We start from the raw sequence: 22,479 nt of genomic DNA on the forward strand, positions 1-22,479 counted from the left end.
AGCGTTGGCACGGCGCTTATTGCATCAATTTGAATGAGGGCGGGTGCTAAAAGCCGTGTCCAATTTTCGTGTCAGCGAGCGGGCGGTATCGAAGCCGCATGCTAGGAGAGGGACAGTGACCGATCACGTGACCACCGTCCTTCAACTGCGTGACTGTTCTGGAGATAGAGCTCTCGAGCGGGGGCCCGCCACGCAGCCGATCCTTCACGGACCTCTAGCGGTAAGTTCCAGGAAGCAGGCTTCGGTCAAAAATGCGATTCTGGCGAGACTTTCTGTGGAGGATCTTGCCGCAATAGGGGGGAGCCTTGAGCCGATCGTCCTGAAAGAACGTATGGTTCTGCAGGAGCCGAGAAGACCGGTCGAACACGTCTATTTCATGGAATCGGGTCTCGTCTCGTTAAGGGTCGTCGCGGCGGGAAGCATGCTTGAAACGGCGGTCATAGGATATCGGGGTGCCGTCGGCACTTCGTTCTTGTGGGGTGGACATATTTCGCCCCATCAATCTGTGGTGCTCTTTCCTGGAAACGCGTACGGGATTCGGGTTGAGAATTTGCGCCGGCTGATGAAGGAGAGGCCGGACATCCGAGAGCGTCTCTTTGAGTACCTTCAGGCGCTGACCTTTCAGTGCGTCCAAACAGGCCTGTGTGGAGTTCGGCACAATCGCGAGCAGCGGCTTGCGAGCTGGCTCTGTCTAGCGAGTGACGCTGTTGACGCTTGCGTGCTGCCAGTTACTCACGACTATCTTTCTTCCGTCTTGGGATTGCGCCGGGCGGGGGTTACGGAGACGCTAATTCGATTCGAACAACAAGGGCTGATCCGCAAGATGCGTGGGGTTTTGCAGATCGACCAGCGCGAATCTCTCGAGCAAAAAACCTGCTGTTGTTACAAGCTAATCTCAAGCGCTTATGCCTCATCTCTGTCCGCATTTGCTTCATGCGCGGATTAATCGGAGACTTGCGACAATCCTGTCCTTGCTGGTCCCGATGATCATCACGGCATGCGCTGACGAACTTTGCCGGATTTAGCCGGCGCGCGTATTCGTTGGCTATCAGCACGGCTAGATTTGCCTGCAGTGGCAGACGTCTGCCCTGCAGCAGAGTTCGATGCTTTCTGCTGTAGGGGGAGGCGATTCCATCCGTCAGGTTCATATCGAGCCTCGGTGGTGGCTCGCATGCGGTCTCATCCTGCTGACCGTTGTCGTGTGGGAAACGTTGTCGTCGTTGCCGCCGTTCAAGTAACCGACTGCCAGTATGGCCGTATGGCCGATCCTCTCACGCATTGACTCCGACCGTGAGCGCGAGCGAACTCGGTGCCATATGAAAAGGCCTCGCACGCGCAAAGTCTGTCGCTAGCCATTGGCCGATTCGGCTAGACTAGGGTGGGCTTCGCAGGATTGCCGAGCTTTGAGAGCACCGGTGCCTTAGTGTACCAGTTCAATGAATCCGGAGGCTTTTTTGCCAGGGTGGGCGGCTCGTGGTCAGTATGCCAACAAGCTGAGATGACGCCGGGCCTAGTTGCAGTTCGCCGTTTTCGACTGCTCTCCATGCTTCGCACGCATTGTTGTAAAGGCCGACCGCTTAGAAGCTAGGCACTTGCCTGCTCCCCGGCCTCGGCAAAAGCTGGCTCGTCTCGGCGCTCGGCAACAAGCCCCGCCGCGACAATCGCTCCATCCTTTATCAGCGCGTCCCGCGGCTGTTCATCGATCTCGCTTTGGCGCGCGGCGACGGCCGCCATCCCTGTCTGCTGCGTGCGCTAGGCCGTGTCGATCTCCTCATCCTCGACGAACTGGGGCCTTGAGCCGCTCGACGCAGGAGGTCGCCACGACCTCCTGAAGATCCTCGAGGATCGCTGCGGCCGCCGCTCTACCATCGTCACCAGCCAGCTCCCGTCGACCAATGGCACGCTGATCGGCGACCCCACCTAGCCGACGCCGTCCTCGACCGCCTGGTCCATAACGCCCACTAGGTCGGTCTGAATGGCGAGAGCATGCATGCGGCGAACCCGAAACCCAGCCGAAAGGCCTGAGCAAGTGGCGCTGTGGACATGCCGCCACGCTTAGACAACGCGAAGGGCGTTGCCCACATGCCCACAGCACGAACAGGAGCAGAAAATCGGCCCTTCATGCCGCGATTCAAGATTGACCCCGCGGCTTCGCCGATGCCAGAAACTAGACAGCCAGAACGCCTCCCGCCCCGGGGCGAGATCAAATCGGTAACGGTGGGCGAGATCATCTCGGAATCCTGGGCGAGATCAAATCGGAATACCCGGGCGAGATCGTCGGAATCGGCACCACCATCAGCTGCTCGCCTTTCCACCTGACATGGCGCGAATTCGCTGGCCCAACCCAGCATCCATTTCGTCGTTGGCAAATTCAACACGTGCCCACGCTCTTGATCGAGTCTGGGCAGATCATGACGGCGATGCCGCACCACGTCTGCCAGCAGGTGACCCTCGCAGCTACGTTCGCCAGCCGACCGGCGTCTGCACGACGCTGGTTGCTTGTCGCCTTTGAGATGGCCGTAGCGAGAACCGGTCTCGGCTAACTCAAGGCCATCCGCGAGTAAAGGTTTCCTGATCTCACAGACGTACTTCGGCATCCCCGGTCAAGTCCACCTGATCTACTCCAGGGCTCACCTCGATCGCAGGTACGGCACCGAACCGGAAGCCAAATCTGATGCGGGTCTATGAATTCGACTTCGGGGCTCTGGGGCGTCTGGAAAATTCTTCATCAGGCAGGACGAGGGCGACGTGGCTGACGCCTAACGCGCTTGCGAGCTCGAACAACGTCACCACGGTCGGATTGCGCCGGCCATTCTCTAGGCCGCTGATATACTGCTGAGTAAAGCCAGAGGCATCGGCGAATTTCTCCTGAGTGAAGCCCTTCTGCTTCCTCAGCTTCGAGAAATTCCGGCCTACCAACTTGCGCATGTCCATCTGCGCAAGTTGCGTCTTTACATACTAGGAGGTTTATCTCCTATAGTATGTAATGCCAAAGCCGACGACGAGTTGGGATGTAAGGACGGTCTTTCGAGGCGCACGCCGGTGATAAGGTCATTCTGCGATTCTTATGCTAGACTTGCAGCATTACAGCGCTGGCAGGGCCATGCTTGCAGAAATTGAGAACGTTGAGCAACAAAGTTATGGTAGGAACCATGCCGAAGCCGCCCATCGCTAATCCTGACGTCGCCGATTCGGCTCCGAATGATCCCGTGCTTACGAGTTACGATGAGCAACATCTAGCGACCTACTGGCGCCTCCTTGATGCCGCGGCTGAGGGGGCAGACTGGAAAGAAGTAGCTCGCATCGTGTTGCGTATCGATCCTGATCATGAACCGGCGCGCGCCCGCAATGCATTCGATACTCATCTGGTGCGAGCAAATTGGATGGCAGACCATGGTTACCGCCATTTGCTGCGCGGCGGACCCTCCAAATAGCAAACCTTTGTCATCTGAGATCCGAGATCGAGAATAGGTTTATTCTCTATCCAGAGTGATCGTTCCCACGCATCATGCGATGCGACATTAGCGACTTGCCTCGCAACCGCTGGCTTTATAGACATTGCCTCACAATTTAATTGGGGATCAGTTGCATGTCGGAGCTCGACTGGCGCTCAACGGAGCCATATCAGCGCGCGATGGAAGCAGGGGATAGGGCAAATTTTGCTTGGGAATCGCTCAGGCGAAGTCCCAACTACCGAATTGCTTATCGGGAGGTTCGCGAGCAGAGCGGGAGCGTGAACGCCGAATTCCGAAGGAGATGGGGAGTCTGCTTTCGCGCATGACCCCCAGCGGTCCTTCTTCGAGCAAACCATCTTCTGGGCGCCCGAGGCTTTGCCGAGCGTCGTCCCAATAGTGCGTAGCGCGCCTGCCTCGCAGGTCGTTGGCGCGCCGCTACTGCTCGCTGACCTTGCCTCTGGCAGTCTCGAACGGGCTTCGGATGGTTGGCATGCCGTATTGCACATTCAGGGAGTGCAACATCACCTTTGGCTGAAACAGGCGCCGCAGGTCGGGGCTTTCTATTCCGCCGAACTGCCGTACGATGCGGACTACGAAGTTCGCGGTTATGCCTCACATCGGCTCTGGCGCGCCATTAATGGTCGCCCGGTGGGACCTCCGTACCATAGGCTGTCGGCGCAGCAGCGGGAAAGACTGGCGTTGGCGCTGCGAGCGTTGGATGGGTACACGGATGGTGCATCATATCGCATTATCGCGGAAGTGTTGTTTGGCGGAAAGCGCATCCCTGAGCGTGGCTGGAAGACCCACGACGTTCGTGCCCGAACAATCCGCTTGGTGAAGGCTGGGCGTGCTCTTGTGCGCGGCGGCTATCGCGCACTGCTTCGTCCGCCATCTCGCAAGCATTAAATTAGGGGTGCCGAAAAAGACATCCTTGAATGTTCGGCACGCCCTAAGCGCGACTACCTCGCCGTCGTGACCGCCGACGCAGCCCGCGCTCGGCCGCGCTCCGAACGATGGCACAGACCCGAACACATCGGTCCGAACGCTAGCTTGCCACTGCGATCCCTACGCACGCATGAAGCTGCGCGCCTTCTCGGCCTGTCGAGCACACAGTCAAGCGCGACGCACGCGCCTCGGGCCTGACCTATCGCAAGCTGGGTGAACGCGTCGTCTATTCGCTCCGAGATCTCAAAGCTTGGGTTGACCGCAGAGCCACGTCGACGAGCGATGCCGGCGCCGGATTCATGTTGTCGGCTACAGGCAGGATTAGCCCAACTGATTTGCACCGATGTTGCGATGCGCTCCACCGCTGCGGGCAGGCGTTTTTCTGAGGGCTCGACGGGCGCGTCAACATCCGAGCGGAGGTGAGGGGTAGCGCTCAGCGACTAGCTGCAGGAAGACGGCCAACGCCGGGTTTTCATTTTCGCCTCGCCAATAAACTGAGAAGCCGAACCGGCTGGGGCCGGTGCCATCGCGCAGCTCTCGGTAGGTCAAGCCCGCGAAATTAGCCCCCATGTCAGATTCGAGCACGAGGCTTATGCCGGCACGCATGCCGATCAGACTCTTGATGATGCCGCGGCTGACATCGTGGCGTTCAATTTTGGGACGATCCTCAGGCGAGACAAGCTTAGAAATCAGGAGATCTTCAAACTCTTTTCCGGGATCGTAATGGCTCAACAAAACTGTCTGCTCGCGCAGGTCAATCCAATTGACAGTCTCACGCGAACTGAGAGCATGGTCTTGAGGTAAGGCAACCAGGACGCGCTCGCTCCACAGCGGCAGGGCTTTGGCGTCCAACAATGGCGGGCGCCCTGGTACAATCAGCATGTCGATCACGCCGTTGCGAAGTGCGGCCGCCAGACGTGTTCGTGATCGTTCGATTGTCGCTAGCTCGATTTGGGGATAGTGCTGCTTAAATTCGAGCAGCGAGCTTTGGAGATTGCCTGCCGAAAGGGAGGTGCAGAAGCCAACACTCAGACGGCCACTTTCGCTACTCTGAACTGAGTGCGCGGTTGCGATAAGTGCGTCGAATTCTTCCACAATCGACCTTGCCAGCCGAAGAATACTGCGGCCAGCGCGCGTCGGACGCACACCTCCACTATAGCGCTCAAAAATAGCAATGCCTAAGTGGTGTTCAATTTCGCTAATTCTTCGGCTGAGGCTCGATTGTTGCGAGCTCAGCAACTCCGCAGCTTGACGGAAACTGCCGCAATCGGCCGCGGCAACGGCCGATCTCAGGTGTTTCAATTCGAGAGCTTTGGCGGCTTGGAGTGACGGCCGCCGTCGACGGAAATTGTGCATTTTAAGGCTTAGGCGAGCGGGCTGCCACCCCAATGTAGCGAATAGAGACTTGTACCTGCTTCTCAAGGGCTAAGCGGCAGCAAGGACGACGGGGGCCCAAAGCACCGGACCTGAGATGCGCCCGGCCTTACGGATGCGCTCCAAAGCGTCAGTAGAAATCTCTAGATAGCCGGCTAATGCGGTCGTATTCCCGAGCGTTCGCGGCATTCCAATCGAGCGAAGGGGCCATCCTGCACGCCGCAGAATACGGTCCATGCGAGCATCAGTGACGGTGACGATGTCCGTCAGTCCAGTGGAGAGACCAAATTCGATCATGCCTGCAAAGAGCTTGTACGTAGCGGCAGCAAGTCCACCGCTCACTTTCGGTGTATCAGGAGGAAGGTCGAGAGCGAAGCGGCTGCTTTCCCACACCTGAGAGCTTCGTGGTGCACGTTGTCCGTCAAGAAGAACTGGAAAAATCTCTCTGAGCATAGTTGGTCCAGTCGACGGCAGAAGGCGGACACAACCCTGAATCCTCCCATCCGTTGCGCGATACAGCAGATGAACTGGCCTAAGGACGTCATATTCGTCGATCTCCATCTCGCCGCTGACCGCGACATTCCAATTCAGACGCAGTTTGAAAACGCGATAACGTAGCCGGTGCATCTCAGCAAGGTCGTTGATAAACTCACTGTAGTACTGTGGCGTAATGAGCTGGATCATTCCTACTTCCCCGCTTTGATTTGGCAAATCAAGCAGGAAGCCAAGGCAGCCGCACCCTGTACAGTCGCACAGGTGCTTATTGCGAGAGGTGGGCCTATCTTCGAGAGTTGGCCTCGGCAAAAAGCGCGACGGCTTGCCGAAGAGAGCGAACGCCGAGCTTCGCTCGGACGTTATCCAGGTGAAAGGCCGCTGTCCGCCGAGATATTCCGACAATGATCCCGATCTCCCCAGCAGATTTGCCGCGAGATGACCATTCGAGACATTGGAACTCGCGAGGAGATAACGCAACCCCGCCGACGACGCGATCCGCGGTCGAAAGGCGCCTTGCGTGGGCGTGGAAAAACATCGCGATTAGTCGCAGATTCTGGGCCTGCTCGACTATCGAGCGCTCAAAATTGGTCCGACGGTCGTCGGTCGCGAAACTCAGCGCCGCGATCGCGCCCCGGTGATCGTGGATTGGAAACGTGAGTCCGCAACGAATGCCAAATCCGGCAGCCTCTTCGAATAGCTCACGCTCGGAGTCCGACTGATCTCGCGGTTCGTATCCAAGTCCCCATCGAAAGGGTTCCGTTTGGCGGATCGCCCGACGTACAACGGGATCGATGGTTTCGTACTTGCGCAGCAAATAGCGAGCTGTCCAGGAGGATGGATACGTCGAAATTAACGTCGGGGAATTAACCGGCCTTTGGGGTAGCGCAAGATATGCAAAACACGACAAGTTCAACGCCGCAGTTATATACGCCATGCACTGTCGAGTAGCGTGGCAGTCTGTGCATTCGGTGAGCTGATCGACGAAGGTCTGAATGATGGTATACGTCCGTGGCGAACGCGCAGCATCCCTTCCGATCGGTGCTTGCCAACGTTGCGGCCTACGCGCGGCAATTAAATTGTTGATCTGGCTCATGCGCGGGTTGGGCTCTCGAGCTGCGGAGTTGCCGTTCGATTAGCGAGGCCATGGTAGCTTGGAGGTCTGCAGATAAGAAGCTTGTCCGTCGAATGCGGCCAAAACTGGAAGACGGCATGCTCGTAGATCTGTCTGGCAACGCGTCCTTGATCATTTTTGAGATCGCGAGCTTAGATGGAACTTCTTTGCCGTCCGGACTTTCGCCATAGCCCTCTCAACCAGCGAGTGGTTCGCTCCGTACCTTTCATCGACCAAAAACTATCATCGGCTCGTAAGGTGGACCACAGGCATGCGCCAGGTCTTCGATCCTGCTTTTGTGAATTGCATGAAGTTGCGGAGCAGCGCGTGACCTTATTAGGTATGTATTGTGTCCGGCTGGAACTGCACGCTGTAGGTCGGTTAATAATGATCTTCTCCGGCCGTGATCTCTCTAGTTCCGAACGCGCTCTAGTTCCGAACGCGCTCTAGTTCAGAGCGCGCCCTCACCGTGAGATGTGGCTGCTCGTCGGATTCGACGAGCAGAGAATGATAGTACCCTGCGACCATTGTGCGTTACGTACGAATCGGCCGTGCACGATTCGACGTGCACTCGCCACACCGTAGCCAAAAACCGAAATACAGGGTGACCGATGCAGATGTCGAGAATTGGAAAGGAACCCGACGACAGCAGTGAATATCTCGGCCTCCATTCGAGGTGGGGACCAGGCGAGATCACGATTGGGCGGCTCGAGGTTAACAGTATCGATCAGGCCTGATGGCTGTCAGTCCAGGACCGCTTTCCGTGGCTTCATCGGGTCGCTCGAAAAGGCATCCTACACCACTCACGAATGGAGCGCCCCAAGGCGGTGTGATCTCGCCACTGCTCGCGAAATCTACCTGCCATATGCTGGATGAATGGTTCGAGCGGGTGGTGCGGATGCAGCTTAAAGTGGCGTGTGCCAATTGGCGCGATACGCTATCCTCCGTATGAGACGCATGTGTCACCGGTGCTGCCTGATTGGATTCTACGAAGGAGTGCTTCGTCTTGAGCCCGTCAACGTCACCTCTCCTTGCTGCTTGTTTGGCTTTCCTAAATGTTTCTACCCGTCGGATAGCACCGTTAGCTCACCAACACTACGGCATAGCCTGCAATCGGCGGCCTCAAACTTTCGGATATTCCCCGCGATCACGCTTGTGAGCAATTCTGCAGCCGCAACCCAGCCAGTTGGGGCCGAGTTGCGCGAAAACTCCAACAATCCAGCGGCGCATCGAGCCCCTTCGCGGGATTTGCGTATCCGATAAGGTGCCGATTGGCTCAATACTTCGTCGTTCTCGTTGCCTTGAGAGACGATACCCCGGACAGAAACTCGCCGCGTTCTAAGTCGCCAACGCGTGTCCGCTTACTGTACAGATTGTGTTGCAAAACTCCCCCATTGAGGCGACTCACGAACCGTGATTCCGTCAAGTTGAGGCGGCATTTGCGGGAGCGGCGGATGTTGGGGCGGCAGGAGAGCGGTCAGGGCCAGTTCTTTTACTCCTTTGACCTCGACAAGGTCGTGCCGCCGGATCACCTGGTACGGCAAATCGACGGCTTGCTTGATCTGAGTTGGGTCTATAACGAGCTTGCGCCGTTTTACTCGCACACTGGCCGACCTTCGATTGATCCGGTGCTGATGATCCGGATGCTGATCGTCGGTTACGTATTTGCGCTCCGTTCAGAGCGACGGCTCTGCGCTGAAGTCCAGGTCAACCTAGCCTACAGGTGGTTCTGCAAACTCGGGATCGAAGACAATATACCTGATCATTCTGTGTTCTGTCGGGCTCGGCGCGAACGCTTCCGTGAGAGCGATGCCTTGCGACGGGTAATTGAGAGAGTGGTCGCAAAGTGCATTTCGGCAGGGGTCGTCGGAGGTGAAACGTTCTCGATCGATGCGAGCCTGATTAAGGCGGATGTGGACAAGATGAAGCGGCTGCCCGGCGACCAGCCGACCACATGGCCTAAGGCGGAAGAGGCCTCCCATGCGGTTCGCGAGTACATCGCTGCGCTTGATGGCGCGAGTGACGATGAGAACGGTGGGGACTACGGCGGCGGTTCAGGTGAGGGCGGCCGTCCACGCAAGCCTCCCAAGGAAGTCTCGCTTACCGATCCGCAAGCAACATGGGTGACCAGGCCCGGCATCGACCCGTTCTTTGCTTATGACGCGAACTATCTGATCGACAACAAGGCGGGGATTATCCTTGATGCGGTAGGTGCGCGCGCGAACCGCGCGGTGGAGATAGCTGTTACCCAGACTATGGTAGACCGCGTTGAGCGTCGCTTCGATCTGCGGCCCCAAAGGCGCGCAGGTGACACGGCTTACGGCGCAGTCAGGCTGCTCAAATGGCTGGTGGATCGTAACATCACGCCGCACATTCCGGTGTGGGACAAATCAGCCCGTCCCGATGGCACCTTTAGCCGAACCGACTTCGCCTTCGACCGGGAACGCAATATCTACGTTTGCCCGGGTGGCGCGCAGCTGACCAGAACAGGCAATATCGATCAAGGCCACATCGTCTACTACAGAGCCAGCAAAGGCGACTGCTCGCGCTGTTCATTGAAGCCAAAGTGCACCACGGCGGTTGCGCGCAAATCACCCGCGATCTCAATGAAGACGTACGGGACGGCGTCCGTGCATTAGCCAGCACGGAAGCATTCCAGCAGTCGCGCCGCGAGCGCAAAAAGGTCGAGATGCGGTTTGCCCATATGAAACGCATTCTCAAGCTCGACCGGATTCGGCTGCGAGGCCTATATGGAGTTAGGGACGAAGTGCTGCTGACAGCAACCGCGCAGAACCTCAGGCGGCTCGCCAAGCTTCTCCACCGTGCCCCGCCGACGCTCGCGGTGGCCACTTGAACCCGATAAACAGCAGGCAAAAGCGTCGATATCACCAGAACTGAAGGACAGCCATAACTCAAATCGGAGGCCCGCAGCCGAACCAGCCGAGTTTTGCAGCTCAATCTGTACAGGAAACGGCTAGGCGAACAGACATCAGCCTCGCACATCAAGAGCAAGCTGGAGGACCGTCGCTAGACTTTCAAACTCAATCGCTGCGAGAGCTGGCCGAAGTTCTGCTCGGGAAATCGCCAAGGGGCTGGCTGACAGGCGATCGAGAGGTGTAGGTTCGGACGCCCGCCGTAGATCGGTGATCTGCGACGTACTGCGATTGCAGAGCGCTCATTCGCCTTGAATTCTGGAAGGTCTGCGGTTGAACTCCAGTCTAAGCGTATTCGGTCAACACGCCCCCAACCGTCATCATAGCCAGTTGTTTGCTGATGGTCTTGCTCCATGAGCGGGGCCGTATAATCGGTAAGCCGGATGATGCGCCACCAGTGCCGCCGACGCCATGTCGTTGGCCGGCGGGACAGGTCCATGTTGTTGGGCAGGATGTTCAAAAATGGCATCGCCGTGTCCGCCCGCGTCAGCACGTGGGACTTCCTCCCAGCGGCAAACCGTTAGTCAATAGGGCACAAACAATATCGACTTTCTACCGGTTACCATCCCCCGCCCTGAGAGGCACCAACGTCGGATCGGATCGATTGTGGCCAGCAGCGCCCACTCCGCGAGGTGTCAAACGCCATCCGGAACTGCCCCTTTGCGTCTGAAGAACTGCCCCACCATCGGGATTATGATCTCGGTTGAAGGTTGTTTCCGCCGGTGACGGGCCGAAGGGAGGCGGAGCCGACCGGAGGGCCGTCACCGGCGCTCGGCGGCTTGATGAGGCCGCTCTTGCGCTTGGCGCGGAGCCGGTAGCTGTCGCCGCGGATCGTCAGCACGTGGCGGTGGTGCAGGAGCCGGTCGAGGATCGCGGTGGCGACCACGGGATCGGCGAACACTGTGCCCCATTCGGCAACGCTGCGGTTCGACGTGATTAGCATGGCGCCGGTTTCGTAGCGGCGACTGACCAGCTGGAAGAACAGATGCGCCGCGTCAGGTTCAAGCGGCAAGTAGCCGAGCTCGTCGACGATCAGCAGCTTTGGCTTCGACAGGGCGAGCAGTTTCTCGTCCAGGCGTCGCTCGCCGTGCGCCTTGGCAAGGCCTGCGACCAGCGTCGTTGCCGTGGTGAACTGCACCGTGTACCCAGCCAGGATTGCCTCTCGTCCCAGCGCGATCGACAAGTGCGTCTTGCCGACGCCCGGCGGGCCGAGCAGCAGCACATTTTCGCCATTGGCGATCCAGCGTGACGCGGCAAGGTCCCGGATCTGCTTTGGATCGATTGACGGCTGCGCCTCGAAATCGAAGCCAGCAAGCTCCTTCACGGCCGGGAAGTGTGCGAGCTTCAGCGCCATCTCGATGCGCCGATGGTCCTTGCGTGCGATCTCGCGCTCGCACAGCAGGATCAGCGTCTCACGCGCCGACAGGTTCGCGCGCGCCGCCTCGTCGAGCAGGTTGTCGAGCTGATCGCGGATGCCTGAGAGCTGCAAGCGCGCCAGCATAGCGTCGAGCGGATCCGTCGTTGCTTCAATCATCTTCTTTGCGCGAGCTGATGCAGGAGAGACAGTTCGTTCGATTGCAGAGGCGCTTCAGATCAGCCCGTCCTGTGTAACGAAGTGGAAGAATCTGAGACGGAAGACTGGGGGCGTTTCGCCCGGCAAGATCGGCGGTCACAAGAAGCCGGTTCTGTCCGGTGCCAATGCTGATTGGCTGCGTAAGCGCGTTCTCTCGGGACCATTCACTTTGCGGAAGCTGACACAGGAACTGGCGGCGCGCGGGATCAAGACCGATGTGCGGGCGGTGTGGACGTTTGTGCATGCCGAAGGGCTGAGCTTCAAAAAAAAACGATCCTGCCAGTCGAACAAGATCGCCCCGACATCGCCCGTAAGCGGACACGCTGGAAGGCCCATCAAGGCAAGATTGACGCTTCACGCCTGATCTTATCGACGAGACCTGGATCAAGACCAATATGGCGCCACTGCGCGGTTGGGTCACGAGTGGACAGCGGCTCCAAGCATCCGCGCCTTTCGGTCACTGGAAGACCATGACTTTCATCGCAGCGCTGCGGCACGACCAGATCAGCGCACCTTGGGTCATCGACGGCCCCATCAATGGCGAACTCTTCACCCTCTATGTCGAGAAGGTGTTGGCCCCAACTCTGGCAAAAGGCGAGGTCGTCATCCTCGACAATCTTGGCAGTCACAAGGGCAAGTCCGCTCGCAATGCGATCCGCGCCACCGGAGCGCACCTGCTCTTCCTGCCGCCCTACAGTCCCGATCTCAATCCGATCGAACAGGTCTTCGCCAAGCTCAAACATCTGATGCGAGCCGCAGAACCGCGCGATGTCGAGGCAACCTGGCGCAAGGTCGGCGAACTCCTCGACCTCTTTTCTGCACAAGAGTGCGCCAACTATCTCAAAAACTCAGGCTATGTTTCCGTATAAAAACAGCGTGCTCTAGGGCGCAACTACGGACGACAACGTCGAATCGCTCTGAGGTCCCTGAAGCACGACGAGGCCCGGGATGTCGCATCATTTCATTGCTCCATGATCCCTCGGATAGATGGTTCATGCATGACGCCGGGATGAACAAAGAACACATTATAATGAATATTCTGAACAAGAACTTGTTACTTGCGCGTTGGTTCGGATTCGGAAATAATACAATCTAAAGTCGAGCGCGCAAGAGGCGTTGAATTGAGATGCTCTGACGAGTCAAGCTCGCGCGCTAATCCACTTTGTCCGCTTGTGGCTTTGATTGTGCTTATTACAGTAGAGCCGTTGGCCAGACAGTTACTTCAAAAAAATTTCAGGGGCAGGCTTGCTGACGAAGCGAACATAGCGCTTGGGCGAAGCGAAGACTGGTTTCGTTTCATGGACGGGACATCGAATGCACGTAAGATTTGCGATGCCGGAATGAGGCGTCCTGCTGCAGGTCCATTCCGATAATGATGTCCATGTGTGCCGACTTCCGAGCAGGTTCTGATCGCCACCACGCGATGGTCGCCAATGACTTGGCGTTTGCCCGTCTTTTCTGCCGGAAGACATCGCGGCCGAGTAAGGGCCGCGCCGGTAACCAAAGTAAGTCGGTTGCGGTTCCGTCGTCGGTTCTGCCGACCATGGGTCATAGAGTTTGTTTAGCGCCACGATAGTGAGGTCATGATCATGAGCAATACGACCATTGTCGACATCATTCCGCGAGCGGACGTCGTCAAGCATGGAACCCGACTAGGTAGCGAGATCAAGAACATCAGGCTCTCCGATGAGTTGTCAGACGAAGCTGTCCAGGCCATTGCTCGACTGCTCCTCGCGCAAAAGGTCATCTTCTTCCGTGATCAGGCGCACCTTGATGATGCCGAGCGGCAGCGTTTTGCCGTTCGACTTGGTTCGCTCATACCGCGTTCGACAGTCCGTGGCATCGGGGCGGCATGGTTGGCAATGGCGTCGGTCGGCAGCAGCCGTTCTGCCGACCAAATGCACATGGATGTCAGCGTCGGTGAGGCATGCTCAAATATTCCAGTCCTGCCCAACGTCGTTGGTGGCGACATTGTTTGGTCGAGTGCTGCGGCCGCATACCTTGATCTTCCGGAGCCGCTACGGATGCTCGCCGACGACCTCTGGGCCGTGCGCTACAGTGACCATGATTGCACCGTGAGCGGGGGTGCCGCAGAGGCGGACCGGCTGCATCTAGACGATGTTTTCACTGGAACAATCCATGAAGCCGCGCATCCGGTCGTCTGTACTCATCCCGAGACTCGCGAACGGATGCTCGTGCTCGGACATTTCGTACAATATTTCGTCGGCCTGCAGAAGCGTACCAGCGAGAGGCTATTCACCCTACTTCAATCCTACCTTACCGCGCCACAAAATACTGTGCGCTGGAGCTGGAAGTCGGGAGACGTTGCAATCTGGGACAGTTGGGCAACTGAATATTACGCCGTTAAATATTTCGGTGATCAAGATAACACATTGAGTCACCTCATTGGCGACGACGTAGCCCTTGGTAACGCTGGTCGTCTCACTGCGCATATCAACGGATCAAAGCGGCAGACGGCCAGAGGTGGCATGATGGTGGCCTACTGATCTAGTCTACCATGGCATAGGCCGCCGGCATTGGTGATGCCACCACGCCTGACGACTCTCCGATCGATCAGTCGCTCGGCACTAGGCTGAGATAACCCACAAGTGGCTCACATCGCGTCGGTCGCGAATGTACCGCCACGATCAGATCGATACCTCGCAATGCTTGAAGCGTCCGCACGAGCGGTTTCGAAGACCAGGCCGAGACGAACTCGTACAGCTCGCCTTCGTGTGCTGTGGATCGGCTCGGTCCAACCGAGCACCCCTCGGATGCGCAGTGTAGGGCGAGCCACTTCATCGGCTTAGGCGGACATACGGTCTTGCGCGTTCGCGGCCACGCTCGGCAATCCGTCACGCGGGCCTGCGGACCTGCCACCTCACGCTGGGTTCGCCAGTTCGAAGAAAGTTCCGGCCAATTGATAGCGTCGCCGGGCGCGGGATCCAGTTTTGGTGCGCATGGTAATTTGGATTACCTTCTCGCTGACTTACGCGCGTCGCCCTCGTCTAAAGCACCGCGCCGGTCGCGCTCAAGCGAATTCGAACCCTCAGTCGAGAATTCCTCGGCTCGAGCATGTGGTAAGCAGAGTTCTTTCGTACGCATACGACGAAGCTTACGATAACCCACATTTTTGAGGGTCAGAGTTTCGCTCCCGTTGCGATATCGATGAATCGCGACAATCCGCGCCACATGATCAGATTCCCTGGTGGCGGATCGTTGGCGCTGGCGAGATCGCCGCTAAGCCTGGCGATCTTGGTGAGATAGTACGACAATGTCTTTCGTTGTGTGCTGACTGGATTCTTGTCTTTGACGAGCCGATCAAGCAATTGGATTTCAGCTTTGGTCAGCAAAAATTCCGCTGAGGCATTTGGCGCTGAACGATTAAGCATCGTCATCCAAAAAATGCGCCAGCTCACAATTCAGAATACCGAGATCAGATTCGTCAATCGCTGAGCAGTCCGCAGTTGCGAGTCCTCTGCCCTACAGCCGGATTTGAGTATCTTGTGGAAGACCTCGATCTTCCATCGCAGAGAATACCATTCGAGTTTCTCGATCGCATCCCCGCGCGATTGCACCTGTCAGTAGCTCGTGATCTGTCGCCTGTTTGTAGCTCGTGAAGTGTCGTGTTTTCGGTGCTCCGGAACAAGGGGGCGCGATGGGCACGGCATCCATTCACGAGGGTGTACGACGGATGCGGTTTTCAGATTTGCTGGATCGGACGGAGGCGAAGGAACTGACGCAGGAGGCAGCTTCGGAGGTTCTTGGGATCAGTGTTCGGACGTTTCAACGCTGGGCGGAGCGCTATGAGGCGGAGGGCGACGACGGGCTTGTCGAGACCGCCGGCTGGGGCGTCGTTCGCCACGGCGGGCGCGGAGCTGGAACGGATGCTTGCGCTGTACCGGGACAAGTACGCGGACTTCACGGTGAAGCACTTCCACGAGCAGATGCAAAAGCGGCACGACTATGTGCTGGGCTATACGGTGACGAAGCTGGCGCTGCACGCGGCGGGGCTGGTGCGGAAGGCACCGAAGCGTTCGGCGCACCGCAAGAAGCGGCCGCGGCGGCCGCTTCGGGGCATGCTGCTGCACCAGGACGGATCGCGCCACGTTTGGATCGAAGGCCTGCCCGCGAGGGACCTGATCGTCACGATGGACGATGCGACCAGCGAGATCTACTCGATGGTGCTGGTCGAGGAAGAAGGAACGGCCTCGACCTTCCAGGCCTTGCGCGAAGTGATTGGCGAGCATGGCCTGTTCTGCGCGCTCTACACCGACCGCGGCAGCCATTATTTCCTGACCCCAAAAGCTGGCGAGAAGGTCTCGAAGACGCAACAAACCCAGGTGGGACGGGCTTTGTCGCATCTTGGGATCGAGCATATCGCAGCCTATTCGCCGCAGGCGCGCGGGCGTTCCGAGCGGGTGTTCGGCACCTTGCAGGATCGGCTGCCGAAGGAGCTGCGGCTTGCCGGGATCACGACGGTTGAGGCTGCCAACGCGTGGCTGAAGGCGCATTACATCCCCGGGCACAACGCCGCGTTTGCGATCAAGCCCGAACAGGAAGGCACGGCATTCGTGGCCGACCGGCATGAGGCCTGGCGCGAGGCGCTGTGCGTGATCGAGGAGCGAACCGTCGCCAACGACAATACCGTTGCATGGAACGGTCGGCGGCTGCAGCTGCCGCAGAGCCGGCTCAGGCCTCACTTCGTCAAGGCTGTGGTGCGCCTCCATGAGTATCCCGATGGCACCGTCAGCGTGTTCCTTGGACCGCATCGATTGGCGATGTTTAGCGCCAACGGACAGCAGATCAGCCCCGACGCGCTTCAGCCTGGCGGCGTGCTCGGAGCCGTCAAGGACAAGCCCTGGCGGGCGCGCAAGCGCGCGTCCTTGACCGCTCCTGCGCGCGCCGCCGTCGAGAAAGCGCGGGTCGGGACGGAGAAACGGGCTTCAAGTCGAACAAAGAAACTGACAAAGTCCCCACCAACCATATCCCTGGCATGACCAAATCGGCCGAGCCGTCCGCGCCTTCCGGCCACGCCGATAATCAACAACGAAGGCGACAGATCACGAGCTACAAAAACACGACATCTGCACCCGCTACGGACACCCCGCGCGATTGCACCGGAAGATCGGTCAGGAGTTTCCATTCGATCTTCTTTCTGTTCTTTGGCGCTCCTCTTTCATCGGCGTGGACCACTCTCAAAGTCAAAGCTGGATACCGCGACTGCTTGCCTATCGGTAGCAGAATACGGATTTTACGATACCTGATTTCAAGAACAGCCTGGTCTGGATTGCCCTTGCTATCCTGGACTTTGATCCGGGGAGACCTTTGACTACGACCTCGTCCATTATCGTTGCAACGGTATGATCGCCATCGCCTGCCAGGCGATTGACACAGGTCCTTACTAAGAAATGCGTTCCAACCTCTTGGGCGGCGCAAAACAATTCATAAATATCGGCCTCACGATCACCGATATGGATGCACTGCGATGGCTTCTCGAAAAGCTCCGTGGATTGCTTGAGGTTCTCCAGCCACCGAATGCTCTCCTTGGTTTCAATGGGGATCCGTGTCAGGTTGAACTCGCGCCTGAGCGCAGCGGCCCCTCTGAATTTCTTTCTGGTCCAGAACTTGTCGGCCGTGAAAATCTTCCAAGCCATTGAGCGGGAGTCGATTTTCCGGTTGAAATGGCGGTTGAGATTGCAAGCTTTTGCCGTTGAGATCTTGGAAGCTTGCAAATTCATTTTCAAGATTCCGTCGAATCGCGGGTCGTGATTCCTTCGGTGACGACACCCAAGGAACGACGGGACAGCGGACAGGCCGATCTTCTGCGCTCGCGGCTGGACGCGATCATCGACATGAGCCATGCGCTGGTGAAGCTTTCGCGGACGATCGACTGGTCGTTCCTGGAGCAGCAGTTCGGGGCGGTCTACGAGGACAAGCCCGGCCGGCCGCCGCTGCCGACGCGGCTGATGGCGGGTCTTGCGATCCTCAAGCACACCTACGACCTGTCCGATGAGGTGTTGTGCGAGCGCTGGGTGGAGAACCCCCTATTACCAGTTCTTCTGCTGCGAGGAGTTCTTCCAGCACCGTCTGGTGTTCGACCGCTCCTCGCTGACGCGCTGGCGCCAGCGCATGGGCGAGGAGAAGCTGCAAGCGTTGCTGCAGGAGAGTCTTTCGGTTGCCACCAAGACCAAGGCTCTTAAGCCAAGCGACCTCAACCGCGTCATCGTCGACACCACGGTGCAGTCCAAGAACGTGATGTTCCCCACTGATGCCAGGCTTCTCAACCGCGCCCGCGAGATCCTGGTCCGGCTCGCCAAGGGCGCCGGCATCAAGCTGCGTCAGTCCTATGGGCGGGTGGGCAATCAGCGCTACGCTCACGCCAAGCAGTTCAAGCGCGCCAACCGGGCTTTGAGGACGCTCCGAACCTATCTCGGCCGCGTCATCCGCGACATCGCCCACAAGCTCGTGGGCGGCGCCGACTTGCTCGATGAGATCGCGCTCGACCGCATGCTGGTGCTGGCGCGACGGGTGCTCGATCAGAAGCAGCACCAGCGTGGCCGCAAGATCTACTCGCTGCACGCACCGGAGGTGGAGTGCATCGGCAAGGGCAAGGCGCACCGGCCGTACGAGTTCGGCGTCAAGGTCTCCGTTGCCACGACGCTATCGCACGCCAAAGGCGGCCAGTTCGTCGCCCATGTGAAGTCGCTGCCCGGCAATCCCTATGACGGCCACACGCTCGAAACCGTGATCCCGGACATGGAGGCGCTGGTCGGCAATACCATCGAGCGCATGTTGCTCGACAAAGCCTACCGCGGTCACAATGCGCCAGCCGATTACAAGATCAGGGTGTTCATCTCGGGCCAGAAGCGGCGGGTGACGCCTGCAATCAAACGCGAGCTGCGCCGCCGCTCCGCCGTCGAGCCGGTCATCGGCCATCTCAAATCCGAGCGTCGCATGGGGCGCAACTATCTGTGGCATCGCCAGGGTGATGCCGCCAACGCTGTCCTCGCTGCCGTCGGCTACAACTTCCGTCGCCTGATCCGGTGGCTCAGCCGTTTGCTGTCCCAAATCCTCGCCCAGCTCACGGTCCGACTTCAGCTCGGCACAGGCTGAAATCAGCGTTCTTTACGGCCGACGAACTTCACGGCGCTGAGCCCCAGTGGAAGCCCCTCGAGGGTCACCGCAAGGCTCGAATGCATCAATATTCCGCATGTCGTGTACGTTTGGGGTTTACGTCCAGTCTTCGAGAGTTGCTTTTGGGGATGCGCTTAATCATCCCGACCAGATCCGGGCGCTCCCTTTGATAGGTGAATTCGGCCGTATCTTGCAGGACAAGAACAGGGCCTTTCGCAGCCGCGATACTTCCCGCGTCGATTTAAAATGACCAGATAGGATGTCGGCCTCGCTTACTCGTTCATTGGAGAAGAAACGATAGGCCGCCTTAGTATTCGCCCAGTCTTGGCAAACCATTGGAATGCTCTGTCCGATGTCTCCGCCAATCTGCTTCAGCAGCATGCGAAGTCTCTCGCCAAGTCGAGTGTTCTGGAATTCGCACAGCGCAGCATCACGGTCAAAGCAGGTCACCGCGTCAGACGCCAACGGATGCGCCTTCTCATCGCGGGCGCGTGAAGTCAGCCCCATAGAGCACCTCTTCTCGAATCAGGTGCCCATCAAAGAATCACAAGTGATTCCGGCGACTCAAGTTTTCGGTTGGGCCAGGCCTCAAAAAATGTGCGTAATCGTAAGCCTCAACGGAGGGTTACGTTCTTTCCGACGGCCTGCGGCGACAATCGCCAGGACTGCCTGTCGCAGAAGCGGCGTTACTTGTTGCGTTTCTGACAACGGTACGATGGCCGTCGGGTTTGAAAAAGCGGTCGCGGTGCGGTCTGTGAAAACTTCTTAGTGTGGTCAGAAGCTTAATGCATTGCACCGCGTTGGCACGGCTATTGCTATTTAGAGCTAGCAAAAGCGAATGAGGTGCCGGCATACATTTCGACACGCAACTGATCGATGCGTTCCGTCTGCAAGAACAGTATCCATTCGCGAAACGGACAAGAGCCATGAGGAACCACCACATTCCGTTTGTCAAAAGCAAGGAGCGCAACAACTTGCCAGCAAATTGCGGCGTTTATTGCGGCGTTTTACGGAGACTCAAAGTTGCGGTCGAACTGATCAGAGGTGGACATCCGCACGCTTATTGCGCCAGCTTGACGTTAAACGTGGCAATAGAACAAGGGAAGGTGGCCGGTGCCAATCGACTATCCCGCGGTACTCAATCTCAAGACCGAAGCCGTTCCCTATTCGTGGAGTGATCGCGACGTAATGCTCTATGCGCTCGGCATCGGCATGGGCTCCGATCCGTTGAACGAAAAGGAGCTGCATTTTGTCAATGAGGCATTTTCAATACCGAAGGCGCTGAAGGTGGTTCCAACCTTTGCTTCGGTCTGCGTCTGGGGGGCGAGACCTGGAGTCATCGACCTAAATCGCGTCATGGTCGTTGATGGCGAGCGCGACATCAAATTTCACAAGGCGATTCCTGTCGCGGCCAGCGTTACGGCGGATGCACGTGTACGCGGCGTGTATGACAAAGGCAGGGAGAAGGGGGCGATTATTCAGAACGAAATCGTCGTCAAGCATGACGATGGTGATAAGATCGTCACTATCCTTTCTTCAACCTTTGCGAGGGGCGACGGCGGCTTCGGCGGACCTTCGGAGGGAATGCCCGAGCCGCACCAAGTACCCCGCCGAGCACCTGACAGATCAATCGATATTCCGATTCGACCCGATCAAGCGCTGATCTATCGTCTATCGGGTGATCGCAATCCCTTGCACAGCGATCCGGAATTCGCGCGTCGGGCTAGTTTTCCCAAGCCCATTCTCCATGGTATGTGCACCTATGGACTAACCTGCAGGGCGGTGTTGCAAACCTACGCCGACTACGATCCCTCTGCCTTCCATCGTCATCGCGTCCGCTTTTCGGGCCCGGTCTTCCCGGGTGAGATCATCACCGTCAATCTCTGGAAGGACGGCCGTTCGATTTCGTTCGAAGGTCATGTTCGAGAGCGCCAAGTTACCGTCGCCAAGAATGGGCAGACGGTGCTAGGCTGAACCTCTCCGGACAGGCTCTGAGCCAAAATAGATGCGGCAAAAATACCGTGTCTGCTCATGGCCGTCCTGCGGACCATAGAACGAACACCCTTTAGGACGTTTCGGCGAGCTTGCGCGCTCGGTTTTTGCTCTGTCCTGCCGGTACGATATCCTGGAAGAGGTTCAGTCGCGTTGTAGTCTGCGCATCCCATCACGTTGCCTCAGCCCGCGCGCTCACTCGTTCGGATGTTCCCGCCCATAACGCCCCGCTTCAATTCCATGCGACGACGGCGGGGAGATACGGATGGCGACGACAGATCTACCAGCACGGTCCATGATACTCGAGCGGAGTGGGCAAATTCGAGGGGGCGCTCGTGGCGAGCCCAGCGCGGAGCACGCCAACAATCCGGCGTCTCGGATAAGATGCGCACCAGAGCATCAGCATCAACCTGGCTGCCGGCAACAAACGCGACCCTGCATTCTCTCGGAGGCCAAGATCAGATTGGCCACCTGCTTGACGACTATTTTCAGTGCCCTATCGGATTGCGGCCGAGCTCGGTGGTAGTCGGCGCAAGGCGCTCCTGCGGCCTTTCGACCCTCGGGCCGACCCTCTGCGGGACTGGCGAGGGTGGCGTTTTGGCGGCGGCCAGCATTTGCATTTCCCCCAGCCACGATGCGACAAATGCGCCGATGCCGCACCTAAACGTGGTGCTGTTTGCTTTGCCCGGTTTTCCGCCTGAACGATCAAGCCGCGCCTGGCACCAAGCTGCAGAAAAGCGGGTTGTTCGAGGTCATTTGTATGGCACGCGCGTGTGTGGATGCGCCAGTAAATGCGAGAAATATTCAACTTCGGAACAGGCATGTTGTCGGATGCTGACGTGTGTCCGGCCTCGTGATGCGACTTCGACACGTCGCCGGCCCTTATGGAATGCGTGGATTGGATCCAATTCGGCTAGGCGTGCTCGCTGGCACTCGTCGACCTGTCGATTCTTTCAATCCAGAATCCTGGCCGATTGTCCATAATCCTCCGTTACACCTTACCACATCGCCGGCGTCTCTCGGCTTCTGTCCTCGCGTTGCGCAGTGCGAGACGCAGGAGCTTCGTAAACGCACCGCCGACCACCAAAGGCTCAAGCGATACGCGCCAATTTGTCCGCTAGAGCGACCGCAATCAGCTTTGGAGGCTTCTTCGAGAGATCCTCGCCAGTCAGGATTCGGCTGCCGATCGATATCGTCTTGCCCATCGCACGACGGCGGTCGCACCAAGAACAAGGAGGCGTCGGAGATCTCGCTGGCCCATCCTGGAGATTTTGCCCAGCCTGTCCTTGCTTCCGAAGGAATCTGTTTGGGCGTGAGACCAATCCAGGCCGTAAAATCACGCTCCTTGGAAAAGGTCCCCGCCGAGGGCGCCAAGGCCTCTATCGCTGTAGCACAGATTGCCCCGATCCCCGGAATGGTTATTTAGCGACACGCGACCTCGTCCTGTCTGGCGCGCGCACCCCT

18 protein-coding genes and 6 pseudogenes are annotated in these 22,479 nt (G+C 58.1%); 12 read left to right on the plus strand and 12 right to left on the minus strand.

Going from position 1 to position 22,479, the window contains the following annotated elements; all coding sequences use genetic code 11:
- The first annotated feature begins 115 nt into the window (after positions 1 to 115).
- Together ACVMB1_RS00790 and ACVMB1_RS00795 are read left to right on the plus strand one after the other, a co-directional pair.
- Complete coding sequence (locus ACVMB1_RS00790; protein ID WP_456847953.1) at positions 116 to 946, plus strand: Crp/Fnr family transcriptional regulator; 831 nt, start codon at positions 116 to 118, stop codon at positions 944 to 946.
- A gap of 659 nt (positions 947 to 1,605) precedes the next feature.
- Positions 1,606 to 1,965 (plus strand): annotated as a pseudogene (locus tag ACVMB1_RS00795) (ATP-binding protein); the annotation flags it as partial.
- Here ACVMB1_RS00795 and ACVMB1_RS00800 read toward each other — a convergent pair.
- Positions 1,962 to 2,597, minus strand: coding sequence for a hypothetical protein (locus tag ACVMB1_RS00800; RefSeq protein WP_456847955.1), 636 nt, complete (start codon positions 2,595 to 2,597; stop codon positions 1,962 to 1,964). The pseudogene ACVMB1_RS00795 and the gene ACVMB1_RS00800 overlap by 4 nt on opposite strands.
- 85 nt (positions 2,598 to 2,682) lie before the next feature.
- On the minus strand, positions 2,683 to 2,934 hold the full coding sequence (locus ACVMB1_RS00805; protein ID WP_456847957.1) for a helix-turn-helix domain-containing protein: 252 nt from the start codon (positions 2,932 to 2,934) through the stop codon (positions 2,683 to 2,685).
- Between the two features lie 218 nt (positions 2,935 to 3,152).
- Here ACVMB1_RS00805 and ACVMB1_RS00810 point away from each other — a divergent pair, with 218 nt between their 5' ends.
- The 3 genes from ACVMB1_RS00810 to ACVMB1_RS00820 all read left to right on the plus strand — a co-directional run bounded on the left by ACVMB1_RS00810 (position 3,153) and on the right by ACVMB1_RS00820 (position 4,361).
- On the plus strand, positions 3,153 to 3,434 hold the full coding sequence (locus ACVMB1_RS00810) for a DNA -binding domain-containing protein (protein WP_456849840.1): 282 nt from the start codon (positions 3,153 to 3,155) through the stop codon (positions 3,432 to 3,434).
- 200 nt (positions 3,435 to 3,634) lie between these two features.
- The gene (locus ACVMB1_RS00815; RefSeq protein ID WP_456849842.1) at positions 3,635 to 3,781 is read left to right on the plus strand and encodes a transcriptional regulator domain-containing protein; all 147 of its coding nucleotides are present in this window, start codon (positions 3,635 to 3,637) and stop codon (positions 3,779 to 3,781) included.
- Positions 3,782 to 3,968: 187 nt separating this feature from the next.
- On the plus strand, positions 3,969 to 4,361 hold the full coding sequence (locus tag ACVMB1_RS00820) for a DUF2285 domain-containing protein (RefSeq protein ID WP_456849844.1): 393 nt from the start codon (positions 3,969 to 3,971) through the stop codon (positions 4,359 to 4,361).
- 441 nt (positions 4,362 to 4,802) lie between these two features.
- On the opposite strand, the gene ACVMB1_RS00825 is transcribed toward ACVMB1_RS00820, so the two are convergent.
- From ACVMB1_RS00825 to ACVMB1_RS00835, 3 genes are all read right to left on the minus strand, one after another.
- A complete protein-coding gene (locus ACVMB1_RS00825) occupies positions 4,803 to 5,756 on the minus strand; it encodes a LysR substrate-binding domain-containing protein (RefSeq protein ID WP_456847959.1) in 954 nt (317 codons plus the stop codon).
- 69 nt (positions 5,757 to 5,825) lie between these two features.
- Positions 5,826 to 6,458 carry an acyl-homoserine-lactone synthase gene (locus tag ACVMB1_RS00830; RefSeq protein WP_456847961.1) on the minus strand — a complete coding sequence of 211 codons (633 nt, stop codon included), beginning with the start codon at positions 6,456 to 6,458 and terminating at the stop codon, positions 5,826 to 5,828.
- Positions 6,459 to 6,552: 94 nt separating this feature from the next.
- The gene (locus tag ACVMB1_RS00835; RefSeq protein ID WP_456847963.1) at positions 6,553 to 7,362 is read right to left on the minus strand and encodes a helix-turn-helix transcriptional regulator; all 810 of its coding nucleotides are present in this window, start codon (positions 7,360 to 7,362) and stop codon (positions 6,553 to 6,555) included.
- Between the two features lie 1,472 nt (positions 7,363 to 8,834).
- Between ACVMB1_RS00835 and ACVMB1_RS00840 the strand changes: the two are divergent.
- A pseudogene (locus ACVMB1_RS00840) lies at positions 8,835 to 10,234 on the plus strand (IS1182 family transposase).
- A gap of 173 nt (positions 10,235 to 10,407) precedes the next feature.
- Here ACVMB1_RS00840 and ACVMB1_RS00845 read toward each other — a convergent pair.
- A complete protein-coding gene (locus ACVMB1_RS00845; RefSeq protein WP_456847965.1) occupies positions 10,408 to 10,806 on the minus strand; it encodes a hypothetical protein in 399 nt (132 codons plus the stop codon).
- Positions 10,807 to 11,004: 198 nt separating this feature from the next.
- Positions 11,005 to 11,847 (minus strand): IS21-like element helper ATPase IstB, encoded by an 843-nt coding sequence (gene istB / locus ACVMB1_RS00850; protein ID WP_456847967.1) that lies wholly within the window; start codon positions 11,845 to 11,847, stop codon positions 11,005 to 11,007.
- Between istB and ACVMB1_RS00855 the strand changes: the two are divergent.
- Positions 11,786 to 12,755, plus strand: a pseudogene (locus ACVMB1_RS00855) (IS630 family transposase). The gene istB and the pseudogene ACVMB1_RS00855 overlap by 62 nt on opposite strands.
- Before the next feature lie 720 nt (positions 12,756 to 13,475).
- Positions 13,476 to 14,393, plus strand: coding sequence for a TauD/TfdA dioxygenase family protein (locus ACVMB1_RS00860; RefSeq protein ID WP_456847969.1), 918 nt, complete (start codon positions 13,476 to 13,478; stop codon positions 14,391 to 14,393).
- Positions 14,394 to 15,026: 633 nt separating this feature from the next.
- Here ACVMB1_RS00860 and ACVMB1_RS00865 read toward each other — a convergent pair.
- The gene (locus tag ACVMB1_RS00865) at positions 15,027 to 15,284 is read right to left on the minus strand and encodes a hypothetical protein (protein WP_456847971.1); all 258 of its coding nucleotides are present in this window, start codon (positions 15,282 to 15,284) and stop codon (positions 15,027 to 15,029) included.
- Positions 15,285 to 15,308: 24 nt separating this feature from the next.
- Positions 15,309 to 15,464 (minus strand): transposase, encoded by a 156-nt coding sequence (locus ACVMB1_RS00870; protein ID WP_456847973.1) that lies wholly within the window; start codon positions 15,462 to 15,464, stop codon positions 15,309 to 15,311.
- Positions 15,465 to 15,580: 116 nt separating this feature from the next.
- Between ACVMB1_RS00870 and ACVMB1_RS00875 the strand changes: the two are divergent.
- Together ACVMB1_RS00875 and ACVMB1_RS00880 are read left to right on the plus strand one after the other, a co-directional pair.
- Positions 15,581 to 15,709: pseudogene (locus ACVMB1_RS00875) on the plus strand (helix-turn-helix domain-containing protein); the annotation flags it as partial.
- Between the two features lie 64 nt (positions 15,710 to 15,773).
- Positions 15,774 to 16,886: an ISNCY family transposase gene (locus ACVMB1_RS00880; protein WP_456847975.1), complete on the plus strand. Its 1,113-nt coding sequence runs from the start codon at positions 15,774 to 15,776 to the stop codon at positions 16,884 to 16,886.
- A 231-nt stretch (positions 16,887 to 17,117) separates the two neighbouring features.
- Here ACVMB1_RS00880 and ACVMB1_RS00885 read toward each other — a convergent pair whose 3' ends face one another.
- Positions 17,118 to 17,627 carry a hypothetical protein gene (locus ACVMB1_RS00885; protein WP_456847977.1) on the minus strand — a complete coding sequence of 170 codons (510 nt, stop codon included), beginning with the start codon at positions 17,625 to 17,627 and terminating at the stop codon, positions 17,118 to 17,120.
- Positions 17,628 to 17,666: 39 nt separating this feature from the next.
- Here ACVMB1_RS00885 and ACVMB1_RS00890 point away from each other — a divergent pair.
- Positions 17,667 to 19,002, plus strand: a pseudogene (locus ACVMB1_RS00890) (IS5 family transposase).
- A gap of 159 nt (positions 19,003 to 19,161) precedes the next feature.
- Here ACVMB1_RS00890 and ACVMB1_RS00895 read toward each other — a convergent pair.
- A complete protein-coding gene (locus ACVMB1_RS00895) occupies positions 19,162 to 19,530 on the minus strand; it encodes an IS4/Tn5 family transposase DNA-binding protein (protein WP_456847979.1) in 369 nt (122 codons plus the stop codon).
- Positions 19,531 to 20,136: 606 nt separating this feature from the next.
- Between ACVMB1_RS00895 and ACVMB1_RS00900 the strand changes: the two genes are divergently transcribed.
- Positions 20,137 to 20,997: a MaoC/PaaZ C-terminal domain-containing protein gene (locus tag ACVMB1_RS00900; protein WP_456847981.1), complete on the plus strand. Its 861-nt coding sequence runs from the start codon at positions 20,137 to 20,139 to the stop codon at positions 20,995 to 20,997.
- A 1,186-nt stretch (positions 20,998 to 22,183) separates the two neighbouring features.
- Here the strand turns inward: ACVMB1_RS00900 and ACVMB1_RS00905 are convergent.
- Positions 22,184 to 22,437 (minus strand): annotated as a pseudogene (locus ACVMB1_RS00905) (transposase).
- Positions 22,438 to 22,479 lie beyond the last annotated feature (42 nt).

The organism is Bradyrhizobium sp. USDA 4504 (assembly GCF_054063995.1).